Genomic DNA, 25488 nt, shown 5'->3' on the forward strand with positions numbered 1-25488 from the left:
GGCTTTTTTTTCGTGCGGCGCTCTTACATGTCTTTCAGGCTGGTGATCGCGTAACCCTTGGCGGCGATCTGCTGCAGCGGATGTTCGATATGGTAGTCGGGCAAGGCCTGGGCATCGTCGGCCACTTCGCTGGCCTGGGTTTCCAGTTGCCAGTCGGTGCTGGTGACTTCTTCGGGAATGATCTTTCCTTCTGGCACGGCGAGATAGGAAAAGATGCCATCGTGTTCGGCTCGACGGTAGATATCAACGCGCATAACTTGCCTCCTTGTAAGCGTTAGGGGAAACGGCGCACTGGTGTGCCAACCGATTTTGCTAGCGTAACAGGAATGCCGGGAGCATGCTTTTTGTCTGCGTGTTGCTGGGCAGGCAGATGGGTCGTGCGTGGCGTGGCTGGGCGCGGGGGCGGGGCGCCGGGCTTGCCGGAGAAATGGCTCAGGCGAAGGCGGCGGCCGGCGCGAGTTGATGCAGGCAATCGTTGGCGGCAGGGGCGACGCCGGGCAGGGGGACGGGCACGCTGTTATTGTCCAGGCCGTTACGCAGAGTCGCCATCATGGCCAGGGTCAGTTCATGGCGCTTGCGCGCTTCCGAGCGTTTTTTCGAGGCGATTTCTTCGAGCATCAGCGGCGGCAGGTTTTCGCATGGCAGGTCGAAATCACCATCGCTGCGCTGGCTGGCGCCCAGTTCTTGCCAGACACTGTTGTAGTCGGCCATCAGGCGGCCATATTTCTTCGCTGAATGGTGCACCGTGCGATTGTCATTGCCGACCAAAATCATGCTGCGGCAGCCATGTTCCCAGGCCAGCTGGCGCACCAGGCGCATCATCAGGAACTTGGGGCGCATGCCATGCAGGTCGCGCGTGGCCTCGCGCACGCGGCGCAAGCTTTCCTCGCCTTTGGGACCTTGCAGACAGCCGATGCGCACGCCCACGTCCATCGGTGCGCGCGTGCGGCAGCCGAAAAAGGTAAACACCACCGCATACAGCATCTCGCCGCCGTGCATCAGTTGCAGCACCATTTCGCCTTCGCGGTCCATGCGCGAGAGCGACGTCAGATGCAGGTGGTACAGCTCGCCGGACTTGCCTGCGACCGAGCCCAGCAGCACCGGCTGGTGCGCCGCGTCCACCATCAGCTTGCCCCAGCCCTGTTGCAGGATGAAACGGTAGTGGTCGACCAGCAAGGCCACGCGCTGGCTGCAGGACAGGGTTTTGCTCAGGTAATGGCGGTACACCTTGTGCATCATGCGTGGATAGGCCCGCAGCAAGTCCGGGAACACGGGGTGGGAATTGAGCAGCTGCAGCCAGGCGCGCGTCTCGCGCTGCTGCAGGCGGGCGCGCAGTTGCAGCTTGAGCAGTTCACGCAGGCGCGCCATGCCGGGCGGCATATTGGCCAGGCCGGCATGCAGGGTAATGGCTTGTGTCATAGGCAGTCCATGTGAGAAATAGAAGGGAACGGCGGGAAAAATCTCAGGCTGCGGGCGGGCAGCCAATGCCGTCGGCGTCGGCCAGCAGCACGGTGGCGCTGCGCGTGGCGCGCGCCAGCTTGTGCGCCAGGGTGTCGGCGAAGTGGCGTTGCCAGGAACTGCTTTTAAGTGCAGGCAAGACGATTTCATGGCAGCCAAGCAGCTCGGCGGTATCGAGGATGGTGAACAGGCGCTCACCGGAAAAAATATGGGTGCTGAATGACAGATCGGAACGGCTCAGGTACAGGCCGGTTTCATGCATCAGTTGCGCTGCGGCCTCGCCGTTGTCGGGTTGGCGGACAGTGCCGTCGGCATGCTGCGCCAGCGGCGGCGTCACATGCAGCAGATTGACGTTGACATGGATGCCCCATTCGCGCAATCGCCTGGCGTAGCGCGCGCCGTAGACGATGTCGCTGACGCGCTTGACCGGCAACAGCAGTTGCAAGATGATCGTCTGGCTGCTGCCAGCCGCACTCGCGACATGCTCGGTAGCATGCACGTGGCGTGGCGGAACAGGGTGTGCAGCTTGCATGGACGGGGCGCCGTTGTCAGGAAAATGGCCCCCATCTTAGCCAGCGCCATGGACCCTGTAAATTGGCGAAATGGCGTACGGGTTTCCCTTATGCGGCGCCGTTTTCAGTAGCGATAGGTTACGTAGACGGCGCCGATCGGCGCGCTCTTGCGCTGCACGATCGGGCTTTTTGCCGCGTCACCGAGACGGCGTTCCATACCGAGCATGGTATTGACTGCCCAGCGCGCATCGATGCGGTGCTCCCAGTTCACGCTGGCCTGGGCTTCATAAAAACCGCCCTTGGGCGTGTATTGGCGAAATGCGGTCCTGGACGCCTGTGCTGCCGTCACGCCATACATGGTTTGCACATATTTGTCTTGGCCCCAGCTGGTCTGAACGCGCAATACGACTGTGTCCGTTTGCGCGCCACTGCTGTCTTGGCGGTCGTAGATCTGTCCGCTTGCACCGAGTTGTACGGTGGCGCCGTTCTCGCGGCTGGTCACGGGCACATCGCTGGCCACGCTCAACTCGATGCCGGGCAGTGGCGAGTAGCCCAGGTTCAGCAAGGCACTGGCATTGCCCTTGACCTTGCCCATGCCTTTCAGATAGTCGCTGCCGCCCAGGCCTTCGCGCTTGTGGTCGGGCCGTTCGCCACGGTAGCCGAGGGCGGCGCTGTAACTGAGGGGGCCGATCTGGCTGCCATAGCCCAGGCCGCGCATGGTGCTGACGAACAGGCCGTTGCTCATGGCGTAGTCGAGCACCAGCACGGGTAAGACGGTGGTCTTGCTGTCGCCGGCGTAGGCGCTGCCGGCACCCACGCCGGCGCCAACGGTCAGCACGTTGCCGGCATGGTCGTCGGCCGCGAAGGTGTGCAGTGGCAGGCACAGCAAGCCAGCCATGGCCAGTACAGTAAATGGTTGCATGATAATTCCTTCAAGTGAAGAACCGAAGCCCCTGTGGTTCGGTTGACAACGGGCAGTATCAATAATTGCCATGAAGGAAAACTGAGCACTTTGTGAAGATTGCATGAAGCACGGTCTTTAACTGTTCTTCAGCTTGCAATGGTCTAATACCGGTCATGAAGATATTGCTGATAGAAGACGACATGGACCTGGGCAATGGCGTGCGGATCGCCCTGCGCGACCAGGGCATGCAGGTGGTGTGGGTACGCACGCTGGACGACGCGGCGCGCAGCATCGAACACGACAGCTGCGAGCTGGTGCTGCTCGATCTGGGCCTGCCCGATGGCGACGGCCTGGACTTGCTGACGCGGCTGCGCGCGGCGCGCCTGCCGGTGCTGATCCTCAGCGCCCGCGATACGCTGGAGCAGCGCCTGCGCGGCCTCGACGGCGGCGCTGATGATTACTTGGTGAAACCGTTCGTGCTGGCCGAGCTGCTGTCGCGCGTGCGTGCGCTGGCGCGCCGCAGCTATGGCTTCGACGGCGACACCATCGAGCTGCGCGGCCTGATGCTGCAGGTGCCCACGCGCAGGGTCAGCGTGCACGGGCGCCCGGTGGAACTGACGGCCAGCGAATATGCCCTGCTGAAAACTTTGCTGATGCGCGCCAACCGCGTCATCACGCGCCGCGTGCTGGAAGAACATATCTTGCCGGGTGGGCTGGCCAATGCCAGCAATACGCTTGACGTGCATATGGGCAACTTGCGCCGCAAGATAGGCGAAGGCTATATCCGCACCGTGCGCGGCGTGGGCTATGTGATCGACCAGCAGGGAGACAGCGCCTGATGCGCCGCTGGTGGGAGATCGCGCGCCGGCCGACGCTGGTGCGCCGCCTGATGATGGCGCAGATGCTGATGCTGACCATTCTATGGAGCATGGCGGTGGCGTTCGTGCTGATCGAGGGCACGGGTGAAGCGAGCAATGTCAGCCGTGGCGCACTGCACGCCATCATCAGCGTGGCCGACAACCTGGCCGACCAGCCGCAGCGCCAGCATGACAGCCTGCGCGCCATCGATGAAGCGCTGCGCGAAGAGTTTGAAAAAGGCCAGTTGCCGGAGCTGGCGCCGCGCATGCTGGTCTGGCGCGAAGGCAAGCTGGTCTACCGTTCGCCCGCCGCACCGGACGGTATCCGCAGCGCCGGGCCGGATGAGCGCGAGATCGTGTACATCAAGGGCCAGGCCTGGCGTACGCTGACCCAGATCGAGGGCGGAACGCGCGTGACGATGCTGGAAACGGGCGGCGCCTGGCAGTTTTTCGTGACCATCAATTCGCACGGCTATTATCTGCTGCCCCTCTTGATCAGCCTGCCATTCCTGCTGCTGCCGGCCTGGCTGTCGATCCGCCTGGCCATGCGGCCTTGGCGCAAGGTGGCGCAGGAGGTGGCGTCGCGCGGGCCGAGTGACTTGCGGCCACTGGCGTTCAAGCCGCCACATGGCGAACTGGCCGCGCTGGTCGACAATATCAATGCCTTGCTGCACAAGGTCGATGCCAGCGCCGCGCGTGAACGCAGTTTCATTGCCGACGCCACGCACGAGCTACGCACGCCGCTGGCGGCGATGCGCGTCAATGTCGAAGCCTTGCAGGGGCAGGCGCACGATCCGCGCCAGCGGGAGTTGCTCGATGGCATTTTGAACAGCAATAGCCGCGCGGCGCGGCTGGTGGGGCAGTTGCTGCAGCTTACGCGCAGCGAACTGCAGGCCGAAGCGGGCGGACATGGCGCACCGCAGGCGCTCGACGCCTTGCTGCAGGACCGGCTGGCGGCCCTGTCCTGCCTGGCGCAGGCTGGCGGGATCGAACTTGAATTGCAGGCGGCGATGCGCCTGTGGGTGCCGGGCCAGCGCGAGAGCCTGGTGTCGCTGATCGACAACCTGGTGGAAAACGCCATCAAGTACAGCCCGCGCGGCAGCAGCGTCACGGTGTCGCTGCATGCGCAGGGCGAACACGCCGTGCTGCACGTGGCCGACCAGGGACCGGGCATTCCGGCCGCCCTGCATGGTCGCGTGTTCGACCGCTTTTTCCGCGCGCCCCAGCAAGACCAGCCCGGCAGCGGCCTGGGCCTGTCCATCGTCGCCTCGGTGGTGGCGCGGCATGGCGGCGGCATCGCGCTGCACCAGGCCGATGGTGGCCAGGGGCTGCTGGTGGAAGTGCGCTTGCCGCTGAGCGCAACACCACCCTCCATTGCATAAGTTGCACCAAGTGTGCTTGAAGTGCAACATATGATGGTATTGCGCGCGGCCCCGATGCATAATGCGAGACGTTAAAAAAACACCGTTATGCGCCCATCCCTGTCCCGCTATCTGCAGTATCCCGCCTTTGTCGGCTTGTACCTGCTGTTTGACTGGGCCACTTACATCGATCCGATGTATGGCCTGAACATCACGCCGTGGAATCCCGACCCGGCGCTGGGCCTGGTGTTCTGGCTGATCCATGGCCGCAAGGCCGCGCTGCCCTGGTTTATTGCCCTGATGAGCGCCGAAGTGCTGGTGCGCGGCATGCCGGCCGGACTGCCGCTGACCTTGTTCTGTTCGGCCTGGCTTGTGCTCGGCTATGGCACCATCGGCGTGGCCCTGCGCCGCCGTTTCAACAGCAGCAATATGTTCGACAACCGGCGCCGTTTGCTGACCTGGGCCGGCATCGTGATGGCCGGCACGCTGTTCAATGCCGTCGGTTACATGTCGCTGCTGTCGCTGACGGGACGTATCCCGCCTGGCGAATGGGCTACCGCGCTGCTGCGCTTCGGCGTCGGTGACGCGGTGGGCATGCTGGTGTCGATGCCGCTGATCTGGGTGCTGGTGAGCGAGCGCGGCCGTGAACGTCTGCGCAACGCCATCTGGCGCTGGGAAACCCTGGCCTACCTGGCGCTGGGCGGCTGCGTGCTGTGGAGCGTGTTCGGCTCGATTTTACGCTGCGAATACAAGCATTTCTATTTCCTGTTCCTGCCGGTGATCTGGGCCGCCTCGCGCCAGGGCCTGTACGGCGCCGTGCTGGCCGTGTTCGCCCTGCAGCTGTGCATCATCACCCTGGTGAAATGGTCGCATGCGGTGCATATCCAGTTTTACGAGTTGCAGCTGCTCGACGCCATGCTGGCGCTGGTGGGCTTTTTTATCGGCATCGTGGTCGACGAAGTGCGCCAGGTCTCGCATGAACTCAAGCACACCATGCGCCTGGCCGCCGCCGGCGAAATGGCGGCCGCCCTGGCGCACGAGCTGAACCAGCCGCTGACAGCCCTGTCGACCTACGGCAAGGCCTGCGAATACCTGCTGGAGCGCGGCGAGAGTGGCCCCTTGCTGCAAAACGCCATCGGACACATGATCGTCGAATCGGGGCGGGCGGCCGAAGTGGTGCGCCGCCTGCGCGATTTTTTCCGCACCGGCGCGATGCAGCTTGAAGTGGTGCAGGCAAGCGCCCTGATCGCCGGCATCGCGCGCCAGTTCACGCCGCAGTTTCATGAACACGGCATCGAGCTGGTGCTGGCGCCACCGCAGCCGCTGGCCGTCAACGCCGACCGCCTGCAACTGGAACTGGTGCTGCGCAACCTGCTGGCCAACGCCCAGGACGCGGTGCTGGCCCAGCCGCGCAGCCGGCGCCGCATCACCGTCGCCGTCGAGCGGCTCGATGGCGGCCGGCTGCGCCTGTCGGTGGAAGACAGCGGCCCCGGCATTTCCAGCAGCCTGGCGGCGCGCCTGTTCGAGCCGTTTGTATCAAGCAAGGCCAGCGGCCTGGGACTGGGGCTGGTGCTCAGCCGCAGCATTGTCGAGGCGCATGGCGGCCAGCTGTGGGCCGAAATCGGCAGCCACGGTATTTTTCGCTTTATCCTGCCGCTGGCGCGTGCCAGCGAGCAATCGCCCGGAGAGCCTGCATGACGAGTAATCTGACCGTGTTTATCGTCGATGACGATCCGGCCGTGCGCGATGCGCTGGGGTTGCTGCTGGGCGTGCGCGGCTACCGCACGGCGCTGTTTTCCTGCGCCGAAGATTTTTTGCTGGGCTGGCGGCGCGAGTGGGCCGGCTGCGTGCTGATCGATATCCGCATGTCGGGCATGGATGGCCTTAGCCTGCAGCGCCGGTTGCAGGAACTGGGCTGCCTGCTGCCGGTGATTATCGTCACCGGTCACGGCGACGTGACGCTGGCGCGCCAGGCCTTCAAGGCCCAGGCCAGCGATTTTTTGGAAAAGCCGTTCGACCACGACAAGTTGCTGGCCGCCATCGATGAAGCGTTCTCGCGCGAGGCGGCCACGCGCGGCCAGTTGCGGCGCCAGCAGGAAGGGCTGGACTTGCTGCGCACCCTGACGCCGCGCGAACGGGAAGTGATGCAGCTGGTGGTGACGGGCAGCCACAACCGCGATATCGCCCCGGTGCTGGGCATTTCCGTGCGCACCGTGGAAGTGCACAAGGCGCGCGTGATGGACAAGCTGGGGATCGACAATGTGGCCGACCTGGTGCGCATCAGCATGCTGGGGACGGACTAGCCCCCGCGTCTCATGCGATGGCTTGCAGCACCTGTTCCACGCTGATCGCATCGACCCAGTCGTTGCGCCTGGCTACCGTCAGCACGGTGCTGTTGGCGCTGTCGAACGGCGCCCATTCGGGATTTTTCTTGCGCATCAGCGCCACCACCGGCACGTGCACGGCATTGGCCAGGTGCATGATCGACGTTTCCACTGAAATGATCAGGTCGCACTGCGCCAGCATGGCCGGCAGCTGGAAGAAGTTGTCGACCGCGCTGAAGGCCTGCGTGCGCGCCAGGCCGGCGGCCGCCACGGCGGCATTGACCTTGGCCAGGTCATGCGGCATGGCGTTGATCAGGAAGCAGGCGCCGGCCCATTTGGGTTGCTGCTGCATGCGCTGGATCAGTTCGCTGATGCGTGCCAGGGGCCAGCCGCGCTTGTGCGACTTGGCAAACGGATTGAGCAGCACCAGCGGCCCCTGGCGCTGGTCAAACCCCCAGCTGGCCAGTTGCTGCCTGGCCTGCTGCAGGGCGTCCTCGGGCAGGTGCACATACGGATAGCGCTGCTGCAACGGTATCTCCAGGCCCGTCAGCTGGCGGAACCAGTCGGCATAGACGGCGCTGATATGGTGTTCGCCGGCATCCTGGCCCGCATAGGGTGTCAGCAGAGCGTCGAGCTTGCGGTAGGCAAAATAGTGCATCGGGCGCAGGATGGTCACGCGCTTGCGCATGCCGATCACCAGGCCGTCCGGGCTGATGGCGCGCGCCAGGTGGGCGTAGCGCTGCGGGCGGATATGCGCCAGCGACACCACCACCGGATAATGTTCGGCCTGCGCCTCGCGCACGCTTTCCTGGTACAGCGCCGGGCTGTAGGTCTTGCGGTACACCTTGGCGAACAGTCCCGATTGTTCGACCCAGTCATACAGCGAATAGGTGCGCAGGCTTTCCCATTGCGCCGCGTCGTCGGTGCGCCGCACTTCATCGATCCACAAATGGATCTTCAGGTGCGGATAGGCGGCGGCAAAGGCGCGAAAGCCGTTTTGCATATAGGTGTAGTCTCCCAGCGCCAGGTGGGCGACAAAGAGGATCTTGTCCGACTTGGCAAGCAGTGCGGCGGGGATCAGAGGGGTCATGGTGCAATGCGGTGTGGTGGAGTGAGTCGGGCAAGCCAGGCCGCCGGCGTCATGCGATGGCGGTGACTGGCGGTTTCATTATTTGCCGATGGGACAATACCACGACTCGGTGTGCGTACTCAATGGGGATCGCCGATCAGCCCTGCCAATCACGCGCCGCGCTGGGCATGGCGCAGCAGCGCCCACTGCATGGCCATTGGAAACACCAGCATGATGATGCCGATATTCAGGGTCAGCGAACTGGTGGTCAGACCGAAGATGAGGTAGCAGATGCACAGCACCACGCCGCCCAGCGCAAACGGGTGGCCGCTGGCTGCTCCTTGGTGCAGGGCGCGGGCAAACAGGCACAGGGGCAGCAGGAACAGGCCGAACAGCGCCAGCAGGCCTGTTGCGCCGCGCTTGACGAGCGCGTCGAGATAGTCGTTGTGCGCATTGGTGGCGTCGCTGGTGGCGTTGCCCATCCTGCCCTCGAGGACCAGCTGTTTTTTTTCTTCCAGGTAACCGTTGCGTCCGATGCCCAGCAAGGGATGCTCGGACGACAGCAGCAGCGCCGTGCGCCACATTTCAAAGCGTTGGCCGATCGAGGTGGTGGCATTGGCCGGATCGTTCATCTTTTCCACTTCCGTCACGGCAATCGCGGTGCGCTCGCGGATCGGCGAGTGCGGCAGGGCATAGGCAATCGCCACCAGCACGACCATGGCCGACAAGGTGATGGCCAGGTAGCGCAGGCCGTGCTGCCGGGCATTGTGCACGGCGATGATCAGCACGCATACCGGCAAGGCCACCCAGCCGCCGCGGCTGCCACTGATCACCGAGCCGAACACGCCAGCCAGGCAACCGGCCAGCAGCAAGGCGCTCCAGGCCAGCGCGCGCCGCTGCGCCCTGGCCCATTCCAGGCCTGCCAGCGACAACATGCCCAGCAGCATGCTGGCGTTACCGTAATGGATGGCATTGCTGGTCGAACCCTGTGGGCGCTCCATGCCCTGCATCGTGAATTGCCACAGCGCCAGCGCGGCGCCGGCGATGGCGCCAACGGCTACGCCGCTCCACCAGGCTGCGGGCCGCGGCGGATACGCCAGCAGCAGCAGCAGCACCGGCACCACCAGCAAGGCGCGCAGCGGCATGTCGAATTCGCGTCCCGGGTCATTGTGGTAAAGCATGTTGGCGACAAACACCAGGCAGTAGCCCAACAGCGCCGCGATCAATAGCCAGTCCTGGCGCTGCAGGCCCAACCGGGGACGTTGCCACAGCAGGCAGGTGCTGCTCAGTAACAACACCACGGCGCCGAGCGAATAGCCGCTGCCGACGCACAAGGACAAGGCTGAAAAAAGAAAAACGCAGACAGAAGTTAAACGCAGCATTGCAGGTCCCTGGAAATCCCGGTAAAAAGTGGTTACTGTTACAACATCAAGGCAGGCGCCATTGTAGACGAAAGCCCTGCGTTGAAAGAGCGTTGCAGGCTTGTCAAAGCGCTACGGCTTGTCGGTTTTCATAGGGCAGAACGCAAAAAACCATGGTTTGCACCATGGTTCTTTTTTGTAAGCAATAGTAACTTGCCGCTATGCCGGCATGGCAGGGTCTTACTTTGCCGACGCGCGCGTGGCCACGCCGCTGTCGATCGCCGCTTGCGACACGGCTGGCGCGACCCAGCTGCGCAGGCGTTCGTCGAATGGCGACGGGATCAGCTGCAATGGCGTCAGGGCGCTCGACTCGTGGCCCGGCAGCGGCTCCTTGGCCAGAGCGGCGATCGCGCGCACGCAGGCCAGCTTCATCTCTTCATTGATGGTGGTGGCGCCGACGTCGAGCGCGCCACGGAAGATGTAAGGGAAGCACAGCACATTGTTGATCTGGTTCGGGTAATCCGAGCGGCCGGTGGCAACGATGGCGTCGTCGCGTACGGCGTGCACTTTTTCCGGTGCGATTTCCGGATGCGGATTGGCCAGGGCGAAGATCAGCGGCTTGGCAGCCATCGATTCGACCATCTGCGCGCTGACCACTCCACCTTTCGACACGCCGATGAAAATGTCGGCGCCGACCATGGCGTCGGCCAGGTCGCGGTCGCTGGTGTCATTCGCGTAGCGCGCCTTGTTCTCTTCCATCTTGGCGTCGCGGCCCGGGTAGATCACGCCCTGGCTGTCACATACTTTCAGCAGCGACTTGTTCAGGCCCAGCGACACCAGCAGGTCCAGGCAGGCGATCGAGGCCGCGCCGGCGCCCGAGACGGCCACTTTCACATTGCCGATCTCCTTGCCGACCAGTTCCAGGCCGTTCAGGATGCCGGCCGCAACGATGATGGCGGTGCCGTGCTGGTCGTCATGGAAGACCGGGATGTTCATGCGCTTGCGCAGTTGCTGCTCGATATAGAAGCAGTCCGGCGCCTTGATGTCTTCCAGGTTGATGCCGCCGAAGGTCGGCTCCATGCGCACCACGGTGTCGATGAACAGGTCCGGGTCGTTCTCGGCCAGTTCGATGTCGAACACGTCGACGTCGGCGAACTGCTTGAACAGGCAGGCCTTGCCTTCCATCACCGGCTTGCTGGCCAGCGGGCCGATATCGCCCAGGCCCAGCACGGCCGTGCCGTTGGTGATCACCGCCACCAGGTTGCTGCGCGAGGTGTAGATGCCGGCCGAACGCGGGTCTTCCACGATGGCTTCGCACGCAAACGCCACACCGGGCGAATACGCCAGGGTCAGGGCGCGTGCGTCGCCCAGCGGTTTGGTTGGCGTGACGGAAATCTTGCCGGCGCGCGGTTCGGCGTGATAGGCGAGGGCGGCTTCTTTCAGATTGAAGGCTGCGCCGGTTTCTTCGGCGTGCTTGCTTTGGGCAGTAGACATAAGAATTCTTGGAAGGGCGGGAAAGGCCCGAGTGGTAAGTCTGGACCATGTTATGCAAGCGTTTGCACGCTGTCAAGGCTCTATTTGTGACATTCCCATGAAAAGCGCTTTGAGCCAAGGGCGAGAGTCTGTGCAAGCGTTTGCTCGGTTTTTCACGAAAAGCGCCGTTTGTACGTTAAAATCACGCCATTGCGATCCGGGAAGCCCATGACAAACAAGAACCCCACCTTAAGCGACGTTGCGCGGGCCACCGGCGTGCACTTTTCCACCGTGTCGCGCGTGATGAACCCGGAAACGCGGCAAAAGGTCAGCGCCGAGGTCGCCAAGCGCGTGCTGGCCGAGGCCAGTCGCCTGGGCTACCGGCCGAACCGCGCGGCTTCGACCCTGGTCACGCGCAAGTCGCGCATTATCGGCGTGGTCCTGCCCGACATTACCAATGCCGTGTTCCCGCCGATTTTGCTGGGCATCGAGGAAGGCTTGCGCAAGCATGGCTACCTGTCGATTGTCGCCAATGTCGGCGCCGACGAAGAAGAACAATTGTTCGTCATCAACCGCCTGCTGGGCCAGCAGGTCGACGGCCTGATCCTGGCTACCGCGCGGCGCGACGACCCCGTCATCAAGATGTGCATCGACCAGAACGTGCCGGTCGTTACCGTCAACCGCAGCGATGAAAACGGCGTGGCCTCGTGCGTCGTCAGCGACGACATGGTCGGCATGCGTCTGGCCGTCGGCCATTTGCTGGCGCTGGGCCACCGCCATATCGCGCATATCGCCGGCCCCGAAAACCTGTCGACCGGCCATGTGCGCCGCACGGGTTTTCTGGCCGCGATCGAAGCGAGCGAACTGGACGCTTCACAAGCCTTCGTGTTTGAAAGCAGCGGCTACTCGCGCGAATGCGGCAAGGCCGCGTTGCTCGAACTGCTGCGCCAGTCGCCGCAGACCACGGCAGTGGTCACCGGCAGCGACCTGGTGGCCATCGGCTGCTACGACGCGATCCGCGAGCTGGGCCTGAGCTGCCCGGAAGACATTTCCGTGGTCGGCCACAACGACATGCCGTATATGGACATGATCCGCCCGCCGTTGACCACCATCCGCATCCGCCACCACGGCATCGGCGCCGAAGCGGCGCGGCTGATCCTGCAAACCATCGACGCGCCCGATTCCTCGGTGGTCGACGTGCGCCTGAAACCGGAACTGGTGGTGCGCGAATCGACGGCGCCGCCCCGCTCTTGAGCCGCGCTCTTGAGCCAAGGGTTTGAGGTGGCAGCAGGGCCGCAAGGTGGTACACTGGCGGCCCTCCCTGATTTCCTAGCCCTCATCGCCATGACCAAAACCAACACGCCTTCCCCGAAACGCCGCGAAGAGGGCGTTGCCAAGCTGACCGTCAATCCCTTCCTGGACGCCGAATTCTATGCGCGCATGCGCGACTACACCGAGCGCGACGCGGCCATCATCAAGGAATTGAAGGCGATCGCCGAAATCCGCGCCGGCAACAAACAGCCCGACCCGCGCCTGGCGCCCTCGCTGCAGGCACTGCGCGATACCGTCAAGAAAGGTCTGAATTTTGGCGAAATGCTGGAGCGCATCGCGGCCGGCAAGGAAAAAGGCCTGTGGGAACCATGGATGACCACCTTCGGCATCGAGATCCGCGCCGTCAACTACGGCGCAGGCCCGCGCAACGCCTGCCTGGTGCTGGACCTGGCCGCCAACGCCCCGGCGCACGCCATGTTCGCCAAGGCCGGCATCCAGAACTGGCGCAGCCTGGCCGCCGACGACTGCTCGGTAGTGCGCTCCGAAAAGGCCACCGAAACGTCGCCGTTGAAAGTGTATGCGGTGTTCTACCTCGATCCTGCCGCCTGAACCAGCAGCAGCACCGCCAGCACCATCAGCATCACGCCCGACAGCCGTTCCAGCAACGACAGCGCCCGCGCAAAGCGCTGGCGCAGGGCGGTGCTGCCGATCGCCAGCGCCACCGCCATATCCCACGCCAGCACCGCAAACACCATCCATGCGCCATACGCGGCCATCGCAGCAGGACTGGCCTTTCGGCTGGCCAGCACGGTTGCCAGGCTGACATAGAACAGCGCATTTTTCGGGTTCAGGATGGCCGACACAAAGCCCATCGCCAGACCGCCACGCCAGTGCGCCTTGCCGGTGGCAGGTTTTGCTTCCAGGCTGCTTTTACCTGCATGACGCAGGAACAGCCAGCCCAGGTAGAACAGATAAGCGCAGCCGGCCAGCTGCACCACCAGAAACGCCGTGCTGCCCGCCCGCAGCACTGACAGGCCTCCAAACGCCGCCACGATAAACACCGCATTGGCCAGTGCAATGCCGATGCACGCGCCGGTCGCGCCGCGCCAGCCATGCGCCAGCGAGCTGCGGGCAACCAGGAAAAAGTCGGGGCCGGGCGACAGCAGCGCCAGGAAATGGGCGCCGGCGATCAATAGAAAATCCTGCATTGCGCGCGATCCTTCGAATGATAAGAAGGCGAGTATGCGGATGCATTGGTGTCGTGTATTGAACAAAATTGCAGGCTAGCGGTAGCGCCCAGGCGTGATGCCCGCATGGGCCTTGAACACGCGCTGGAAATGGCTCTGGTCGGCAAAACCCAGTTCATGCGCTACTTGTGCAAGCGCAGTTCCCTCTTGAAGGCTGCTGCGTGCGCGGTTGACGTGTTGATTGAGCTGATACGCATGCGGCGTCATGCCGGTGGCGGCGCGAAAGACGCGGATCAGTTGAAAACGGCTCAGGCCTGCCGCCTGCGCCATCTGTTCCAGGCTTGCGGAGGGCTGATTCTGCAGCGCATCGAGCACGGGCGCCAACTGCAGCGGCAGCGGCTTGCGCACCGAAGGTAGGGTGTCTGTAGTGGCGCTGGCGCAAGCGCCCAGAAACGTCAGCAGCGCCGCATTCTTCTCCTGCGCACTGCTTGACGAAAACAGCAGGTCATTCATGGTGCAAAACTGTGCATACAGCACCGGGCAACGCAGTACCCTGGCCGTATTGCCATCGAGCGCCGGTGCGTGCTTTTGTAACCACTGCGCGTCGAGATGCAGCATCTGGTAGCTCCAGGCGCTATCTGGCAAGGGATTGCAGGCATGCACGCAACCGGCAGGCACCAGCACCAGGCTGCCCGGCGCCAGCGTGACTGCGGCATCGCCGCTGCCCGTAAAGATGCTGCCACCCGCATCGACGGCACCGATCGAAAACGTCGGATGGCTGTGCGGCTTGTAGCAGGCACGGCTGTGGCAGGCGCGACGGGTTTCCACGTGAGGCAGGGCGGGGTCGCGGCGGAAGGATACAGTGATATGCATGGCTACATCAGGGTAACATTAAAAAATTGGGGGGCGAGAGAACCCAAGCGATGGCGCAGTAGTGTGCCACGCCAAGCGCATGGGCACCTGTCACCGGGGACCACGGCGTGTGACCCCGGCGTGTGGAAGGCGAGAGGTCCGGCGTCGGCCCTTATTTGGCAAGAAAATTGTCGATCAGGTCGACCGTAGTTTTGGGGCTTTCTTCCATGAGCCAATGCCCGGCTCCAGGCACGACCGCTTGCTCGACGTTCGTTGCTGCGTTGCGCATGACGGCTGCCATAGTCGAACCGAAGGACTTTTCTCCCCCGACTGCGAGGACAGGCATGGTTAATTTGAGTTTCGACGACGCGCGGTTGTCGGCGACGTCTTGCAGGGCGATGGCGTTAAACTGCGCAAATGCCGCCTTCATGGCGCCCGGCCTGGCGTAAAGCCTGGTGTAAAAAACCCGTGTTTCTTCGTCGATTTTGGACGGATCACCGGCGAACTCGTTCCAGAATCGGTCCAGGTAGATCCGTTCACGGCCAGCCACCAGGCGCTCGGCATCTTTGCCACCAAAGTTGAAGTGCCACAGTTGAGGGCTCAATACGATCTCATCCCAGGGCGCCACACCGGGAACGGGCGCATCCATCACGACCAGCTTCGTTACCTTGTCCGGATAGCGCGCAGCGTAAGCGTAGGCCACCATGGTGCCGATATCATGACCAACCACAGCCGTATGGTCATGGCCGAGATTTTCGACGACTGCGCGAATGTCGCCTGCCTGCGATTTCTTGTCATAACCGGACGCGGGCTTGGAGGAGTTGCCCATGCCGCGCAGATCGGGAACGATGACGGTGTACTTTTTCGACAGGCGCTCTGCGAGCGGACCCCACATTTCGCCGGTATCACCGAATCCGTGGATCAATACCACCGCCGGGCCCGCGCCGCCGGTTCTCACATAAATTTTGGCGCCGTCCGTCGTCAGGACGTTACTCGTCTTGAAGTTGGCAGGCATTGATGGATCTTTGGCCTGAACCGGAAAACTCAATGCGATACCGAAGATGGCGCTTGCGGCAAGGTTAAGCAGTTTCATTCGTGTACTCCTTTGTGTGAGGTTGTACCGGCGGGCGCAGTGAGTCCTGCCAGAACAGTATAGCGAGGTTCTGAATTTCCAAATCATCAAGTTCTGGTGATCGATGCGCCGCCATCGACCAGCATGGCGGTACCCGTCGTGAAGGACGAGTCATCCGAGGCCAGGTACAGTACCGAGCGGGCCAATTCGTCCGGCAGCGCCGCGCGTTTCAGGGCATGCAAAGCACGGATGAAGCTTTGCGACTCTTCCGAGTTGTTCATTTCACGGTACATCTCGGTATCGACAGCGCCAGGCAGGATCGAATTGACGCGGATACCGGCGGGGCCGTATTCAGCGGCGAGGGCTTGTGTCAGGCCAATGAGTCCCGATTTGCTTGCCGCATACGCTGCCACTCCCGGGAATGAGAAGCTGTGGCCGACGAATGTCGATGTGAAAATGATAGAGCCGCCACCGGACTTGAGCATTGCCGGAATCTGATGTTTGGCGCCAAGGAAGGCGCTGGTCAGGTTGGTCGCCAGGGTATCGGTCCAGCCAGCTTCGCTGACCGACGTGGTATCGCCCATTTCACCAAGCGTGCCTGCATTATTGAAGGCAATATCGAGACGGCCGAAATTTGTCAGCGCCGCATTCACTACAGACTCGGCGAATGCTTCGTCGCGCACGTCGCCGGCGATGGCGTAGGCAATCCCGCCCTGCTCGGCGATTTCCTTTACCAGTGAATCGAGTTCTTGTTGCCGGCGAGCCGCAACTATTACCTTTGCGCCTTCGTAAGCAAACAGTTTGGCAGTAGCGCGGCCAATTCCGGAGCTGGCGCCGGTGACGATGGCAACTTTCGAGGTGAGACGATTCATGGTATTTCTCCTTTGGGTGGCGACCTGGTCCGTGATTGGCTGGTCGATGGCTTACTTTAAGGTTTATAAAGATAAACATCAAAGCCCGGGATATGCATAGTCCATTCATAAAAACTGAATTATGCGAAAATGATCGGCACGCACATTCAACCTCGCGAAAGGCAATATGGACAGGCTCCGGGCAATGGAAGTATTTGTCGAAGTGGTGCGGAGAAATGGTTTTGCGCGCGCCGCCGATGCGCTCGATACGTCGCCGGCGAACGTGACGCGTATCATTGCCGACCTCGAGACGCACCTAGGAACGCGCTTGCTTAACCGTAGTTCGCGCAAAATGTCGCTAACCGAAAGCGGCGAGACCCTGTACGAGCGCGCCAGGACGATTGTTGCCGACATGGCAGAAGTTGAGGCGATCGCGTCGACGGCGCGAATGAAACCGCGAGGGGTGCTGCGCCTGAATGCGCCTGTAAGTTTCGGCGTACTGCACCTTGCGCCGCTATGGCCAAAGTTTATGGAGCTCTATCCCGAGGTTGAACTTGAGGTAACGCTGATAGACCGGGTCGTCGATATAGTGGACGAGGGCTACGACATGGCAGTACGGATTTCCCGTAGCGGGTCCACTACCCACGCGGCGCGCAAGCTGGCCACCTCGCACAACATCTGCTGCGCAGCGCCCGCTTACCTGGAACGGCATGGCATTCCTGCGTCGCTTGCCGAACTGCAGGACCTTCCTTGCATTATCTACACCGGCGCGGCGATGAGCGAAGAGTGGCTCTTTACGGACGAGAACGGCATCGGCCATGTCGTGAAGGTCGGCCGGCGGATGCGCACCAATAATGGCGATACTGCAAAGGCGGCGACGCTGGCAGGGCTGGGGGTAAGCTGGCAGCCAACGTTCCTGATCAGCGAGGACCTGCGCGCAGGTCGGTTGGTCCGGCTTTTGCCCGCCTATAGTTTGCCGGACATTGATGTGCTTGCCGTCTATCCAAGCCGGCGCCAGCTCAGCGTCAAGGTAAGGGTGATGATCGACTTCCTGGCCGCGCAGTTCAGCGATACGCCATGGGATGCCAGTTGAGATGAACCGTGTTCATGCAACAGGCTCAATCCCGCTTTGGAAGAGTTCCCTGATGCGTAGCCAGCATCAAATTTCATACAATATTATTGTAAGTATTTGATTAAAAGGGAATTTTCATCACATCAAAATAACGTCGTACTGTTCCTGATGATAAGCATTCTCCACCTGCAATGAAATCTTCTTGCCGATAAAGTCACCCAGCATTGCCAGGTGCTGCGATTCTTCTTCCAGGAACAAATCCACCACTTCCTGCGACGCCAGGATGCGGAATTCGCGCGGGTTGAATTGCTTGGCTTCGCGCAGCAGTTCGCGCAGGATTTCGTAGCAGATGGTGCGCGAGGTTTTTACCTGGCCCTTGCCGGCGCAGGCCGGGCAGGGTTCGCACAGGATATGGGCCAGCGATTCGCGGGTGCGCTTGCGGGTCATTTCGACCAGGCCCAGCGGCGAGAAATTGCTGACCGAGACTTTGGTGCGGTCGCGCGACAGGGTGCGTTTGAGTTCGGCCAGCACGGCGTTGCGGTGCTCGGCGTTGTCCATGTCGATGAAGTCGAGGATGATGATGCCGCCCAGGTTGCGCAAGCGCAGTTGGCGCGCGATGGCGTGGGCCGCTTCCAGGTTGGTCTTGAAGATGGTGTCGGCAAAGTTCCTGCCGCCGACAAAGCCGCCCGTATTGACGTCGATGGTGGTCATCGCTTCGGTCTGGTCGACGATCAGGTAGCCGCCCGATTTCAGGTCGACCCGGCGGCCCAGCGCGCGCAGGATTTCTTCTTCCACGCCGTACAGGTCGAACAGCGGGCGCTCGCCCGTGTAGTGCTGCAAGCGCGTCAGCTCACTCGGGGTATAGACTTCGGCAAATTCGCGCAGCTTCACATAGTTCTCGCGCGAATCGACCTGGATGGTGGCCGTTTCGTCGCCGACGAAGTCGCGCAGCACGCGCTGGGCCAAATTCAAATCCTGGTGCAGCAGGCTGGTGGCGGGACGCGTGCGGGCGCCGTGGACGATGGTGCTCCAGGTTTTGCGCAAATAATCGACGTCCGCTTTCAAATCGGCGTCGGAGGCGTCTTCGGCCATGGTGCGCACGATGTAGCCGCCTTTTTCGTCGGGCGGCAGCAGACTTTGCAGGCGCGTGCGCAGCAGTTCGCGCTCGGATTCCTTTTCGATTTTTTGCGAGATGCCGATATGCTTGTCTTGCGGCAGGTAGACCAGCATGCGCCCGGCAATCGAGATCTGCGTTGACAGGCGTGCGCCCTTGGTGCCGATCGGGTCCTTGATCACTTGCACCGTCAGCACCTGGCCGTCGAACAGGATTTTTTCAATCGGGGCAGGGGTGGTGTTCTGGCCGTCGTGGCCGCGCGCTTCCCAGATATCGGCCACGTGCAGGAATGCTGCGCGTTCCAGGCCAATGTCGATAAAGGCAGACTGCATGCCCGGCAATACCCTGACCACTTTGCCGGAATACACATTGCCGGCCAGACCGCGCGTGAGCGTGCGCTCGATGTGCAGTTCCTGCACCGCGCCCTGGAGAATGAGGGCGACGCGGGTTTCTTGCGGCGTGATATTGATCAGGATGTCTTCGTTCATGGAGGCGCAAAGGTAGAGGCAACGAATGACATCATACCCCCTATCAGGGCAGGGGCAAACCCGCTTGCCGCAGCAATTGCGCCGTCTCGTACAGGGGCAGGCCCATGATGCCGGAATGGCTGCCTTCGATATGCTCGACGAACAGCGCGGCGCTGCCCTGGATGCCGTAGCCGCCGGCTTTGTCGTAGGGCTCGGGCGTCGCGCAATAGGCGGCGATCGAGGCGGCGGACAATACGCCAAAGCGCACTTGCGAGATCTGCGTGCGCTGCTCGGCGATGCCGTTGCCATGCACCGCAATCGAGGTCAGTACCTGGTGCGTGCGGCCCGACAATTGCTCCAGCATCGCGACGGCTTCCGCGCGGTCCGCCGGTTTGCCGAGGATGGCGCCGTCGATGGTGACGGTGGTGTCGGCCGCCAGCACCGGGCGCGGCGTCAGGTGGCGGCGGCGCACCATGTTCCAGGCAAAGGCCGCCTTTTCATTGGCCACGCGCGCCACGTAGTCGAGCGCCGATTCGCCGGGCAGCACTTCTTCGGTCACGTCGGCGCCGCGCGGGCCGTCGCTGCGCAGCAGCAGCAGTTCGAATTCGATGCCGATCTGGCGCAGCAGTTCGCGCCTGCGCGGGCTTTTGGACGCCAGGTAGATCTTGTTGTCAGCCGGTTTCATGGGGAAGAGAAAAATCAGACGCGGTGATAGGGATGGTTTTGCGTGATCGACCAGGCGCGGTACAACTGCTCGGCCAGGATCACGCGCACCACGCCGTGCGGCAGGGTCATGCTGGAGATGCGCAGCATGCCTTCGGCCCGCGCTTTCAGCGCAGGGTCGAGGCCATCGGCGCCACCGATCAGGAAAGCCGTGTCGCGGCCATCCTGCTGCCACGCCATCAACTGCTGCGACAGGCCGACACTGGTCAGGTCCTTGCCGCGTTCGTCGAGGGCAATGATGCGCACGCCCTTGGGCAGGGCGGCTTCGATGCGTTCGCGTTCCAGCGCCATCGCGGTGGCGGCGGTCTTGCTGCCGGAACGCTCGACGGGCTTGATTTCCTTGAGCACGATGCGCAATTCCGGCGGCATGCGCTTCGCGTATTCGGCGAAGCCCGTCTCGATCCAGGCCGGCATTTTATGGCCGACCGCAGCGATGATAAGCTGCATCGACGCTTACTCTTCGACTTTTTTGATACGCTTGATGACGGTTTTCGCCGGTGCCGCATCGGCCGCAGGCTTGGCCGCGCGTGGTGCACGGACTCTTTTCTCCGGCAGCGCTTTCAGGGCTTTGACGGCGGCCGTCTCGGTCTTGGTTGGCGCGATTTTCACGGTCTTGCCCACGGCTTTGGAAGCGACGGCTTTTTTGGCCGGGGCTTTCTTGGCTGCGGTAGTGGCGGCTTTTTTCGCCGGCGTTTTCTTTTCGATCACTGGCGACGCTTCCACGTTGGCCTTGCTCGCTGCCAGGTGGCCGCTGACTTTCTTTGGCTCGTCGTCACCGGCTTTTTTCGGTGCGCGTTTGGCGGCGCCCAGCTTGACCGGCTTGTCGCCCCAGATTTCTTCCAGGCGGTAGTAGGCGCGGATCGGCGCTTGCATGATGTGGACGATCATGTCGCCCAAGTCGACCAGTACCCATTCGCCGGTGTCTTCACCTTCCATGCCGATGATCTCGCCGCCGGCTTCCTTGACCTTGTCGCGCACCGAGGCGGCCAGCGCCTTGGTCTGGCGGTTCGAGGTACCGGAGACGATCGCGATGCGGTCGAACAGGCTGGTCAGGTGGACCGTGTCGAATACGGCGATGTCTTGGCCTTTGACGTCTTCAAGGGCGTCAACGACGAGGGTTTGCAGTTTTTTGATGTCCATTTAGCTTTTGTATAAATTATGTTGTTCAATATAGTCTAGCACTAGCGGGGAAACAAGCTCGTTTGCCGGAAACCCCCGTTGTAATGCCGCACGTATTTCGGTGGCGGAGATATCCACCGCGAAGTCCTGTGCCAGATAAGTCAGACCGTGCGGCGTGTTGCGGATGCTGTCAAGCGTACCCAGGCGGCGCGTGAATTCCTGCGCCACTGCCTGCGGCATCGCCGTGCCATTCAGCGCGAAGCCGGGGCGGGCCGCGACGCAGATATGGGCGTATTCAAATAATTGCTGCCATGCGCGCCAGGTGTCGAGCCGCTGCAGTTGGTCGGCGCCCATCAGGAACACGATGGAGGCCTGCGGGCCCAGTTCGGCGCGCACCTGGCGCAGGGTATCGATGGTGTAGCTGGGCTGGCCCTGCTCGCTGCGTTCGATTTCCTGCAGGTCGATCATCACCGGCAGCGGCAGGCTTGAGAATGCCAGCCGGGTCATCTCGGCGCGCTGTTCGCAGCTGGCGCCCAGGCGGCCTTTTTGCCACGGTGCGCCGGCCGGTATCACGCGCAGCGCATCGGCTTGCAGCAAACGGGAAAAGTACGATCCCAGTGCGACATGGCCGGTATGCACCGGATCGTAGCTGCCGCCCAGCAGAGCCACGCATGCAGTACCGGTTCCCGTCACGCTTGCAGCCAGTCGCGATGCACGAGGAAGTCAAGGTACAGCGCCGCTTCAGCGCTGTTTTCTTCCGGATGCCAGTCGTAGCGCCATTTGACGATCGGCGGCATCGACATCAGGATCGCCTCGGTGCGGCCACCCGACTGCAGGCCGAAGTGCGTGCCGCGGTCGAACACCAGGTTGAACTCGACATAGCGGCCGCGCCGGTAGGCCTGGAAATCGCGTTCGCGCTCGCCGTACGGCGTATCCTTGCGGCGTGCGAGGATCGGCACATAGGCGTCGATAAAAGCGTCGCCCACGCTGCGCATCATGGCGAAGCTGTCGTCAAAGTCCAGCGCGTTGAAGTCATCGAAAAAGATGCCGCCCACGCCGCGCGGCTCCTTGCGGTGCTTCAGGTAAAAATACTCGTCGCACCATGCCTTGAACTTCGGATGCAGCTCGCTGCCAAAGGGTGCGAGCGCATCGTGGCACACCTGGTGGAAGTGTTTGACGTCTTCCACGTTGCCGTAATACGGCGTCAGGTCCATGCCGCCGCCAAACCACCATACCGGCTCATTGTCGGCGTTCACCGTGCTGAAAAAACGCACGTTCATGTGCACCGTCGGCGCGTAGGGATTGCGCGGATGGAGCACCAGCGACACGCCCATCGCTTCCCACGGCTTGCCGCCCAGTTCAGGGCGCGCGGCAGCCGCTGACGGTGGCAGTTGTGCGCCGGTGACGTGCGAAAAATTCACGCCGCCGCGCTCGAACACATGGCCTTCCTCGATCAGGCGCGAAATGCCGCCGCCGCCTTCCGGGCGCTGCCAGCTGTCGGTCAGGAAGGGCTTGCCATCCTGCGCTTCGAGCGCCTGCACGATACGGCTTTGCAAATCGAGCAAATAGGCTTTGACAGCCGAAGGGGATGGAGTGGACGACATCGCGTGGGCCGACGAGGCCGAAATAAAGTGAGGACGGATTGTACCCTGTAACGGATTTTTGTGATAGCAAAACCGGCAATGCTGTTGCCGGCCATGCTTTAGCGGGGCGGCTCGTCCTTGACTTTTTCCTGCACCGCCTGGACCTCATATTGCACGCCGTCGGCACCGGGTTGGCGCGCGCTGTCCACCGCTGACTGGGCGCGCTGCCGCAGGTCGCTGCGTTCGAACGTTTTCACCGGCGGCGCTGGCACAGGTGCCGGTTTGCTCAACCATCCAGGCGCCTCAAGGGCCAGGAATACCAGCACTATCACCACGATCATCCAGGTGGACGGGCGCCAGCCGCGCCAGCCATGCTGCGGCTGCGGCTTGCCGGCGGCGTCGACGATGATGCGCGCCAGGTCCGAGCCCTGCGTACGCGTGCGTGTTTTCAATGCCTGGTAATCCTGCGCAGACATGCTGCCCTGTGCCAGCATCAGGCGCATGGCGGCCACCGGAGACGCGATCAAATGATCGGGCGGCAGGCGCTCGATGGCGGCGTCGCGCTGGAACTGGTTGATCAGATTTTCGCCATGCAGCGTCTCGACCGCCTGGCAATTGACCTGCCGCAGCGCGGCGCTGGCCAGTGGATGTCGTTCGTCCTGCGCCCGCAGCATGGCGAGGAAGCGGTCCGGGTCCACCAGTTCTTCGCTGAGCAGCCAGGCCAGCGCCTGCAGCGGATCGGCATCCATCGCCAGTTCAGGCACATCGATGCCTTCGGCGGCATTGTGGGCGCGCTGCAGTTCGACGATTTCCAGTTCGCCCAATGCATCGTCGTGTTCGTCAAGTGTGATCAGGCCGAGGCGCAGCAGCTCGGCCAGCGGCAGCAGGCGCGGATCGGTGTTCATGCGCCCTTGAAGCCCGTCACGGCCCCGTAAAGTACGGACATTGCCAGGATCATGCCCAGCACGATCAAGGCGCCTTTCCAGGCCGGTGGCCGCTTGTATGGGATGCGGTCATGGCCATGGCGCAGCCTGGCTGCGGCCATGATCTCGCGCGCCAGTTCGCTGCCGTGTGCGCGCACGCGTTCTTCCAGCGCCTCGAATTGCGCCGTCGGTAATACGCCACTCACCACCAGCCAGCGCATGGCGATCCAGGGTGAATACAGGATGCGGTCGCCCGGTACCGCCGCGTGTGCGGCGTCACGCTGGAACTGGTTGAGCAAATCGAGCTGGTACAAATCGTCGACTTCGCGGCGGTTGTAGTGCCGCACGCCGTCGGCGAGCAGCACCTGCTGCCCGGGCGGCAGGCTGGCCATGCGCTTGTCCAGGTCATTTTTCGGCAGCAGATCGGTCAGCAGCAGCCAGCCCAGGGTACTTGCCAGGTCGGCGTCCTGCGCCAGTTCCGGCATGTCGACCGGGTCCTCGGGCGGGTGCAGGCGCTCGTACCCGGCGACGTCGCGTTCCGCGTTGGCGTCTTCCAGTTCCTGCGCGGTGATCAGGCCAAGCTGGTGCAGCCGGTTCAGCGATGCGTGCGGCGGTTCGGTATGCATGGCTTTACTCTTTCATTTTTGCCTGGCGCAGCTCGACGGCAAATTGTGGCGTCACCGACCAGCCATTGCCTGCAGCGTCGCGCTGGAACGTGAAATCGCCTTCCTGCATTACCGCCGAGCCGCCGTTGAGCATGCCCAGCAGGGCGTCATTGCGTTCGATCAGCAGGCGGCAGGAATAAACCCCGGGCGATATTTCCTTGCACGGCGCCAGCGGTTCGATTTCAGCGATTTCACGCGTACGTTCCATCGATTGCGTCAGCGAAAACGCCTGCCTTGGCTGCGGCAGGATGCGCGCACCATCCATGCCGGCGCGAAATGCTGTTTCCAGCGCCTCGCGCCCCAGCGGTTTGGCCTGCTGGGCAAACTCGCCATCCGTGATGCTGCCGAAGCGCGTTTTCACCAGCAGCGGCTGCGCACCCACATAGCTGATGCGGCGCTTGCTGCCGCTGTCGTCGCGGGCGACCGTATAGGCATAGTCGATCTTTTCGCCATCGAGTGTGATCGTGGCCAGGCAGCCACGGATGTTGTGCGACGAGGCGTAGCCCGCTTCTTTCACGTCGTGCAGGCTGGCTTTGCCCACGCCTTCCGGCGCCGCCTTGTTGAGCATGCGGGTCACGGTATCGACAGTATTGGTGGCGTCGCACCCGGGCACCGAATTGCCGCTCATCAGATACCAGACCATGCCGGCCAGCGCCAGCGGCGCGACGATCAGCCAGGTCAGGCGCGAACCGGGAAACAGGCCATCGAGGATTACGCCGCGCACCGCTTGTTTATGCTCATCCTGGCGCGCTTGCGCATGTTTGACAACGCGTTTTGCATCCTCGCTGCCGCCGGCCTCGATGCGCTGCGCCATGGATTTGAAATCTGCGCGCGGCAGCAAGCCCACATGCAGCATCCAGTTCAGCGTCTCGCCCGGCGTGGGCAGCAGCACGTCGCCTGGCAGGTGCTGCAGAGCCTGCTGGTACAGCGCCGGCTCGATCAGCGTTTCGTCATGCAGAGTATCGAGCGATTCGCGATTGAGCACTGCCACCAGCTGCTGCAATATCGACAAGCGCAGTGCCAGCTCGTCGCCGCTGAAGTTGCGCGCCACGCTCAGCGACAGGCTCGCCACATCCTCGGATGTGACGATCTGGCGCCGGTACAGCCACAGCAAGGTATCGGGCAGCGGTGTGCCAATGGCCAGTTGTGGCAAGTCGGGATGGGCAAGCGCCTGCTCGCGCTGGCGGCGCGTGAGCAGCGTGAGCACATGCAGCGCCTCGATGGAAGTATGCGTGGAGCCGAGTGGTTCGTTAGTCATCTGGATTAGTT

Annotated in this window: 26 protein-coding genes and 1 pseudogene; 7 read left to right on the plus strand and 20 right to left on the minus strand. The window is 62.6% G+C overall.

From position 1 onward, the window contains the following. Nucleotides 1-23 precede the first annotated feature (23 nt). The 4 genes from AC0Z42_RS14045 to AC0Z42_RS14060 form a co-directional block, all read right to left on the minus strand. Entirely contained in the window at nt 24-254 is a 231-nt protein-coding gene (locus AC0Z42_RS14045; RefSeq protein WP_094441797.1) for a DUF6139 family protein, read from the minus strand. Between the two features lie 178 nt (nt 255-432). Further along, nucleotides 433-1419, minus strand: a complete 987-nt coding sequence (locus AC0Z42_RS14050; protein WP_485468831.1) for a DUF535 family protein — start codon at nt 1417-1419, stop codon at nt 433-435. A gap of 43 nt (nt 1420-1462) precedes the next feature. Further along, a complete protein-coding gene (locus AC0Z42_RS14055; RefSeq protein WP_485468832.1) occupies nt 1463-1990 on the minus strand; it encodes an adenine nucleotide alpha hydrolase family protein in 528 nt (175 codons plus the stop codon). 104 nt (nt 1991-2094) lie between these two features. Next, the gene (locus AC0Z42_RS14060) at nt 2095-2892 is read right to left on the minus strand and encodes a MipA/OmpV family protein (protein WP_485468833.1); all 798 of its coding nucleotides are present in this window, start codon (nt 2890-2892) and stop codon (nt 2095-2097) included. Nucleotides 2893-3047: 155 nt separating this feature from the next. On the opposite strand from AC0Z42_RS14060, the gene AC0Z42_RS14065 reads away from it, so the two are divergent. From AC0Z42_RS14065 to AC0Z42_RS14080, 4 genes are all read left to right on the plus strand, one after another. Then, the gene (locus tag AC0Z42_RS14065) at nt 3048-3713 is read left to right on the plus strand and encodes a response regulator (RefSeq protein WP_485468834.1); all 666 of its coding nucleotides are present in this window, start codon (nt 3048-3050) and stop codon (nt 3711-3713) included. After that, on the plus strand, nt 3713-5113 hold the full coding sequence (locus AC0Z42_RS14070; RefSeq protein ID WP_485468835.1) for a sensor histidine kinase: 1401 nt from the start codon (nt 3713-3715) through the stop codon (nt 5111-5113). The genes AC0Z42_RS14065 and AC0Z42_RS14070 overlap by 1 nt, the downstream gene beginning before the upstream one ends. An 87-nt stretch (nt 5114-5200) precedes the next feature. Then, nucleotides 5201-6790 carry an ATP-binding protein gene (locus tag AC0Z42_RS14075; protein ID WP_485468836.1) on the plus strand — a complete coding sequence of 530 codons (1590 nt, stop codon included), beginning with the start codon at nt 5201-5203 and terminating at the stop codon, nt 6788-6790. After that, the gene (locus tag AC0Z42_RS14080; protein WP_485468837.1) at nt 6787-7395 is read left to right on the plus strand and encodes a response regulator transcription factor; all 609 of its coding nucleotides are present in this window, start codon (nt 6787-6789) and stop codon (nt 7393-7395) included. The genes AC0Z42_RS14075 and AC0Z42_RS14080 overlap by 4 nt, the downstream gene beginning before the upstream one ends. A gap of 10 nt (nt 7396-7405) precedes the next feature. Here AC0Z42_RS14080 and AC0Z42_RS14085 read toward each other — a convergent pair whose 3' ends face one another. From AC0Z42_RS14085 to AC0Z42_RS14095, 3 genes and pseudogenes are all read right to left on the minus strand, one after another. Then, nucleotides 7406-8506 (minus strand): glycosyltransferase family 9 protein, encoded by a 1101-nt coding sequence (locus tag AC0Z42_RS14085; RefSeq protein WP_485468838.1) that lies wholly within the window; start codon nt 8504-8506, stop codon nt 7406-7408. Nucleotides 8507-8655: 149 nt separating this feature from the next. Beyond that, nucleotides 8656-9867, minus strand: coding sequence for an O-antigen ligase family protein (locus tag AC0Z42_RS14090; protein WP_485468839.1), 1212 nt, complete (start codon nt 9865-9867; stop codon nt 8656-8658). Nucleotides 9868-10101: 234 nt separating this feature from the next. After that, nucleotides 10102-11340: pseudogene (locus tag AC0Z42_RS14095) on the minus strand (malic enzyme-like NAD(P)-binding protein); the annotation flags it as partial. A 207-nt stretch (nt 11341-11547) separates the two neighbouring features. Here AC0Z42_RS14095 and AC0Z42_RS14100 point away from each other — a divergent pair. After that, nucleotides 11548-12573, plus strand: a complete 1026-nt coding sequence (locus AC0Z42_RS14100; RefSeq protein WP_485468840.1) for a LacI family DNA-binding transcriptional regulator — start codon at nt 11548-11550, stop codon at nt 12571-12573. 90 nt (nt 12574-12663) lie between these two features. Next, on the plus strand, nt 12664-13200 hold the full coding sequence (locus AC0Z42_RS14105; RefSeq protein WP_485468841.1) for a hypothetical protein: 537 nt from the start codon (nt 12664-12666) through the stop codon (nt 13198-13200). Here the strand turns inward: AC0Z42_RS14105 and AC0Z42_RS14110 are convergent. The 4 genes from AC0Z42_RS14110 to AC0Z42_RS14125 form a co-directional block, all read right to left on the minus strand. Continuing rightward, nucleotides 13179-13799 carry a LysE family translocator gene (locus AC0Z42_RS14110; RefSeq protein WP_485468842.1) on the minus strand — a complete coding sequence of 207 codons (621 nt, stop codon included), beginning with the start codon at nt 13797-13799 and terminating at the stop codon, nt 13179-13181. The genes AC0Z42_RS14105 and AC0Z42_RS14110 overlap by 22 nt on opposite strands. A gap of 75 nt (nt 13800-13874) precedes the next feature. Then, complete coding sequence (locus tag AC0Z42_RS14115) at nt 13875-14651, minus strand: AraC family transcriptional regulator (RefSeq protein ID WP_485468843.1); 777 nt, start codon at nt 14649-14651, stop codon at nt 13875-13877. Nucleotides 14652-14802: 151 nt separating this feature from the next. Further along, nucleotides 14803-15717 (minus strand): alpha/beta fold hydrolase, encoded by a 915-nt coding sequence (locus tag AC0Z42_RS14120; protein ID WP_485469026.1) that lies wholly within the window; start codon nt 15715-15717, stop codon nt 14803-14805. Nucleotides 15718-15809: 92 nt separating this feature from the next. After that, nucleotides 15810-16574 carry an SDR family oxidoreductase gene (locus AC0Z42_RS14125; RefSeq protein WP_485468844.1) on the minus strand — a complete coding sequence of 255 codons (765 nt, stop codon included), beginning with the start codon at nt 16572-16574 and terminating at the stop codon, nt 15810-15812. Nucleotides 16575-16740: 166 nt separating this feature from the next. Here AC0Z42_RS14125 and AC0Z42_RS14130 point away from each other — a divergent pair, with 166 nt between their 5' ends. Continuing rightward, nucleotides 16741-17646, plus strand: coding sequence for a LysR family transcriptional regulator (locus tag AC0Z42_RS14130; protein ID WP_485468845.1), 906 nt, complete (start codon nt 16741-16743; stop codon nt 17644-17646). 117 nt (nt 17647-17763) lie between these two features. Here the strand turns inward: AC0Z42_RS14130 and rng are convergent, their stop codons facing one another. The 9 genes from rng to AC0Z42_RS14175 form a co-directional block, all read right to left on the minus strand. Beyond that, nucleotides 17764-19227: a ribonuclease G gene (rng, locus tag AC0Z42_RS14135; RefSeq protein ID WP_485468846.1), complete on the minus strand. Its 1464-nt coding sequence runs from the start codon at nt 19225-19227 to the stop codon at nt 17764-17766. A 43-nt stretch (nt 19228-19270) separates the two neighbouring features. Next, nucleotides 19271-19891 carry a Maf family protein gene (locus tag AC0Z42_RS14140; protein WP_485468847.1) on the minus strand — a complete coding sequence of 207 codons (621 nt, stop codon included), beginning with the start codon at nt 19889-19891 and terminating at the stop codon, nt 19271-19273. Between the two features lie 14 nt (nt 19892-19905). After that, nucleotides 19906-20376, minus strand: a complete 471-nt coding sequence (gene rlmH / locus AC0Z42_RS14145; protein WP_312439828.1) for a 23S rRNA (pseudouridine(1915)-N(3))-methyltransferase RlmH — start codon at nt 20374-20376, stop codon at nt 19906-19908. Between the two features lie 6 nt (nt 20377-20382). Continuing rightward, a complete protein-coding gene (gene rsfS / locus AC0Z42_RS14150; RefSeq protein WP_485468848.1) occupies nt 20383-21069 on the minus strand; it encodes a ribosome silencing factor in 687 nt (228 codons plus the stop codon). Next, nucleotides 21070-21717, minus strand: coding sequence for a nicotinate-nucleotide adenylyltransferase (locus AC0Z42_RS14155; RefSeq protein WP_485468849.1), 648 nt, complete (start codon nt 21715-21717; stop codon nt 21070-21072). 20 nt (nt 21718-21737) lie between these two features. Continuing rightward, nucleotides 21738-22652 carry an oxygen-dependent coproporphyrinogen oxidase gene (gene hemF, locus AC0Z42_RS14160; RefSeq protein WP_485468850.1) on the minus strand — a complete coding sequence of 305 codons (915 nt, stop codon included), beginning with the start codon at nt 22650-22652 and terminating at the stop codon, nt 21738-21740. Nucleotides 22653-22750: 98 nt separating this feature from the next. Beyond that, nucleotides 22751-23536, minus strand: a complete 786-nt coding sequence (locus AC0Z42_RS14165) for a hypothetical protein (protein WP_485468851.1) — start codon at nt 23534-23536, stop codon at nt 22751-22753. Continuing rightward, the gene (locus AC0Z42_RS14170) at nt 23533-24180 is read right to left on the minus strand and encodes a hypothetical protein (RefSeq protein ID WP_485468852.1); all 648 of its coding nucleotides are present in this window, start codon (nt 24178-24180) and stop codon (nt 23533-23535) included. Before AC0Z42_RS14170 ends, AC0Z42_RS14165 begins: the two co-directional genes overlap by 4 nt. A gap of 4 nt (nt 24181-24184) precedes the next feature. Next, nucleotides 24185-25477 (minus strand): hypothetical protein, encoded by a 1293-nt coding sequence (locus AC0Z42_RS14175; protein ID WP_485468853.1) that lies wholly within the window; start codon nt 25475-25477, stop codon nt 24185-24187. Between the last annotated feature and the right edge of the window lie 11 nt (nt 25478-25488).

It is taken from the genome of Janthinobacterium sp. 1L-D-8-B-C4, assembly GCF_057291295.1.

Bases quoted from the DNA above. Each gene is read 5' to 3' on its own strand.
- AC0Z42_RS14175 (WP_485468853.1), bottom strand. From the start codon at position 25,477: ATGACTAACGAACCACTCGGCTCCACGCATACTTCCATCGAGGCGCTG.
- AC0Z42_RS14085 (WP_485468838.1), bottom strand. From the start codon at position 8,506: ATGACCCCTCTGATCCCCGCCGCACTGCTTGCCAAGTCGGACAAGATC.
- AC0Z42_RS14165 (WP_485468851.1), bottom strand. From the start codon at position 23,536: ATGAACACCGATCCGCGCCTGCTGCCGCTGGCCGAGCTGCTGCGCCTC.
- AC0Z42_RS14140 (WP_485468847.1), bottom strand. From the start codon at position 19,891: ATGAAACCGGCTGACAACAAGATCTACCTGGCGTCCAAAAGCCCGCGC.
- AC0Z42_RS14110 (WP_485468842.1), bottom strand. From the start codon at position 13,799: ATGCAGGATTTTCTATTGATCGCCGGCGCCCATTTCCTGGCGCTGCTG.
- rsfS (WP_485468848.1), bottom strand. From the start codon at position 21,069: ATGGACATCAAAAAACTGCAAACCCTCGTCGTTGACGCCCTTGAAGAC.
- rlmH (WP_312439828.1), bottom strand. From the start codon at position 20,376: ATGCAGCTTATCATCGCTGCGGTCGGCCATAAAATGCCGGCCTGGATC.
- rng (WP_485468846.1), bottom strand. From the start codon at position 19,227: ATGAACGAAGACATCCTGATCAATATCACGCCGCAAGAAACCCGCGTC.
- AC0Z42_RS14065 (WP_485468834.1), top strand. From the start codon at position 3,048: ATGAAGATATTGCTGATAGAAGACGACATGGACCTGGGCAATGGCGTG.
- AC0Z42_RS14055 (WP_485468832.1), bottom strand. From the start codon at position 1,990: ATGCAAGCTGCACACCCTGTTCCGCCACGCCACGTGCATGCTACCGAG.
- AC0Z42_RS14100 (WP_485468840.1), top strand. From the start codon at position 11,548: ATGACAAACAAGAACCCCACCTTAAGCGACGTTGCGCGGGCCACCGGC.
- AC0Z42_RS14075 (WP_485468836.1), top strand. From the start codon at position 5,201: ATGCGCCCATCCCTGTCCCGCTATCTGCAGTATCCCGCCTTTGTCGGC.
- AC0Z42_RS14115 (WP_485468843.1), bottom strand. From the start codon at position 14,651: ATGCATATCACTGTATCCTTCCGCCGCGACCCCGCCCTGCCTCACGTG.
- AC0Z42_RS14130 (WP_485468845.1), top strand. From the start codon at position 16,741: ATGGACAGGCTCCGGGCAATGGAAGTATTTGTCGAAGTGGTGCGGAGA.
- AC0Z42_RS14090 (WP_485468839.1), bottom strand. From the start codon at position 9,867: ATGCTGCGTTTAACTTCTGTCTGCGTTTTTCTTTTTTCAGCCTTGTCC.
- AC0Z42_RS14080 (WP_485468837.1), top strand. From the start codon at position 6,787: ATGACGAGTAATCTGACCGTGTTTATCGTCGATGACGATCCGGCCGTG.
- AC0Z42_RS14070 (WP_485468835.1), top strand. From the start codon at position 3,713: ATGCGCCGCTGGTGGGAGATCGCGCGCCGGCCGACGCTGGTGCGCCGC.
- hemF (WP_485468850.1), bottom strand. From the start codon at position 22,652: ATGTCGTCCACTCCATCCCCTTCGGCTGTCAAAGCCTATTTGCTCGAT.
- AC0Z42_RS14060 (WP_485468833.1), bottom strand. From the start codon at position 2,892: ATGCAACCATTTACTGTACTGGCCATGGCTGGCTTGCTGTGCCTGCCA.
- AC0Z42_RS14050 (WP_485468831.1), bottom strand. From the start codon at position 1,419: ATGACACAAGCCATTACCCTGCATGCCGGCCTGGCCAATATGCCGCCC.
- AC0Z42_RS14105 (WP_485468841.1), top strand. From the start codon at position 12,664: ATGACCAAAACCAACACGCCTTCCCCGAAACGCCGCGAAGAGGGCGTT.
- AC0Z42_RS14045 (WP_094441797.1), bottom strand. From the start codon at position 254: ATGCGCGTTGATATCTACCGTCGAGCCGAACACGATGGCATCTTTTCC.
- AC0Z42_RS14170 (WP_485468852.1), bottom strand. From the start codon at position 24,180: ATGCATACCGAACCGCCGCACGCATCGCTGAACCGGCTGCACCAGCTT.
- AC0Z42_RS14125 (WP_485468844.1), bottom strand. From the start codon at position 16,574: ATGAATCGTCTCACCTCGAAAGTTGCCATCGTCACCGGCGCCAGCTCC.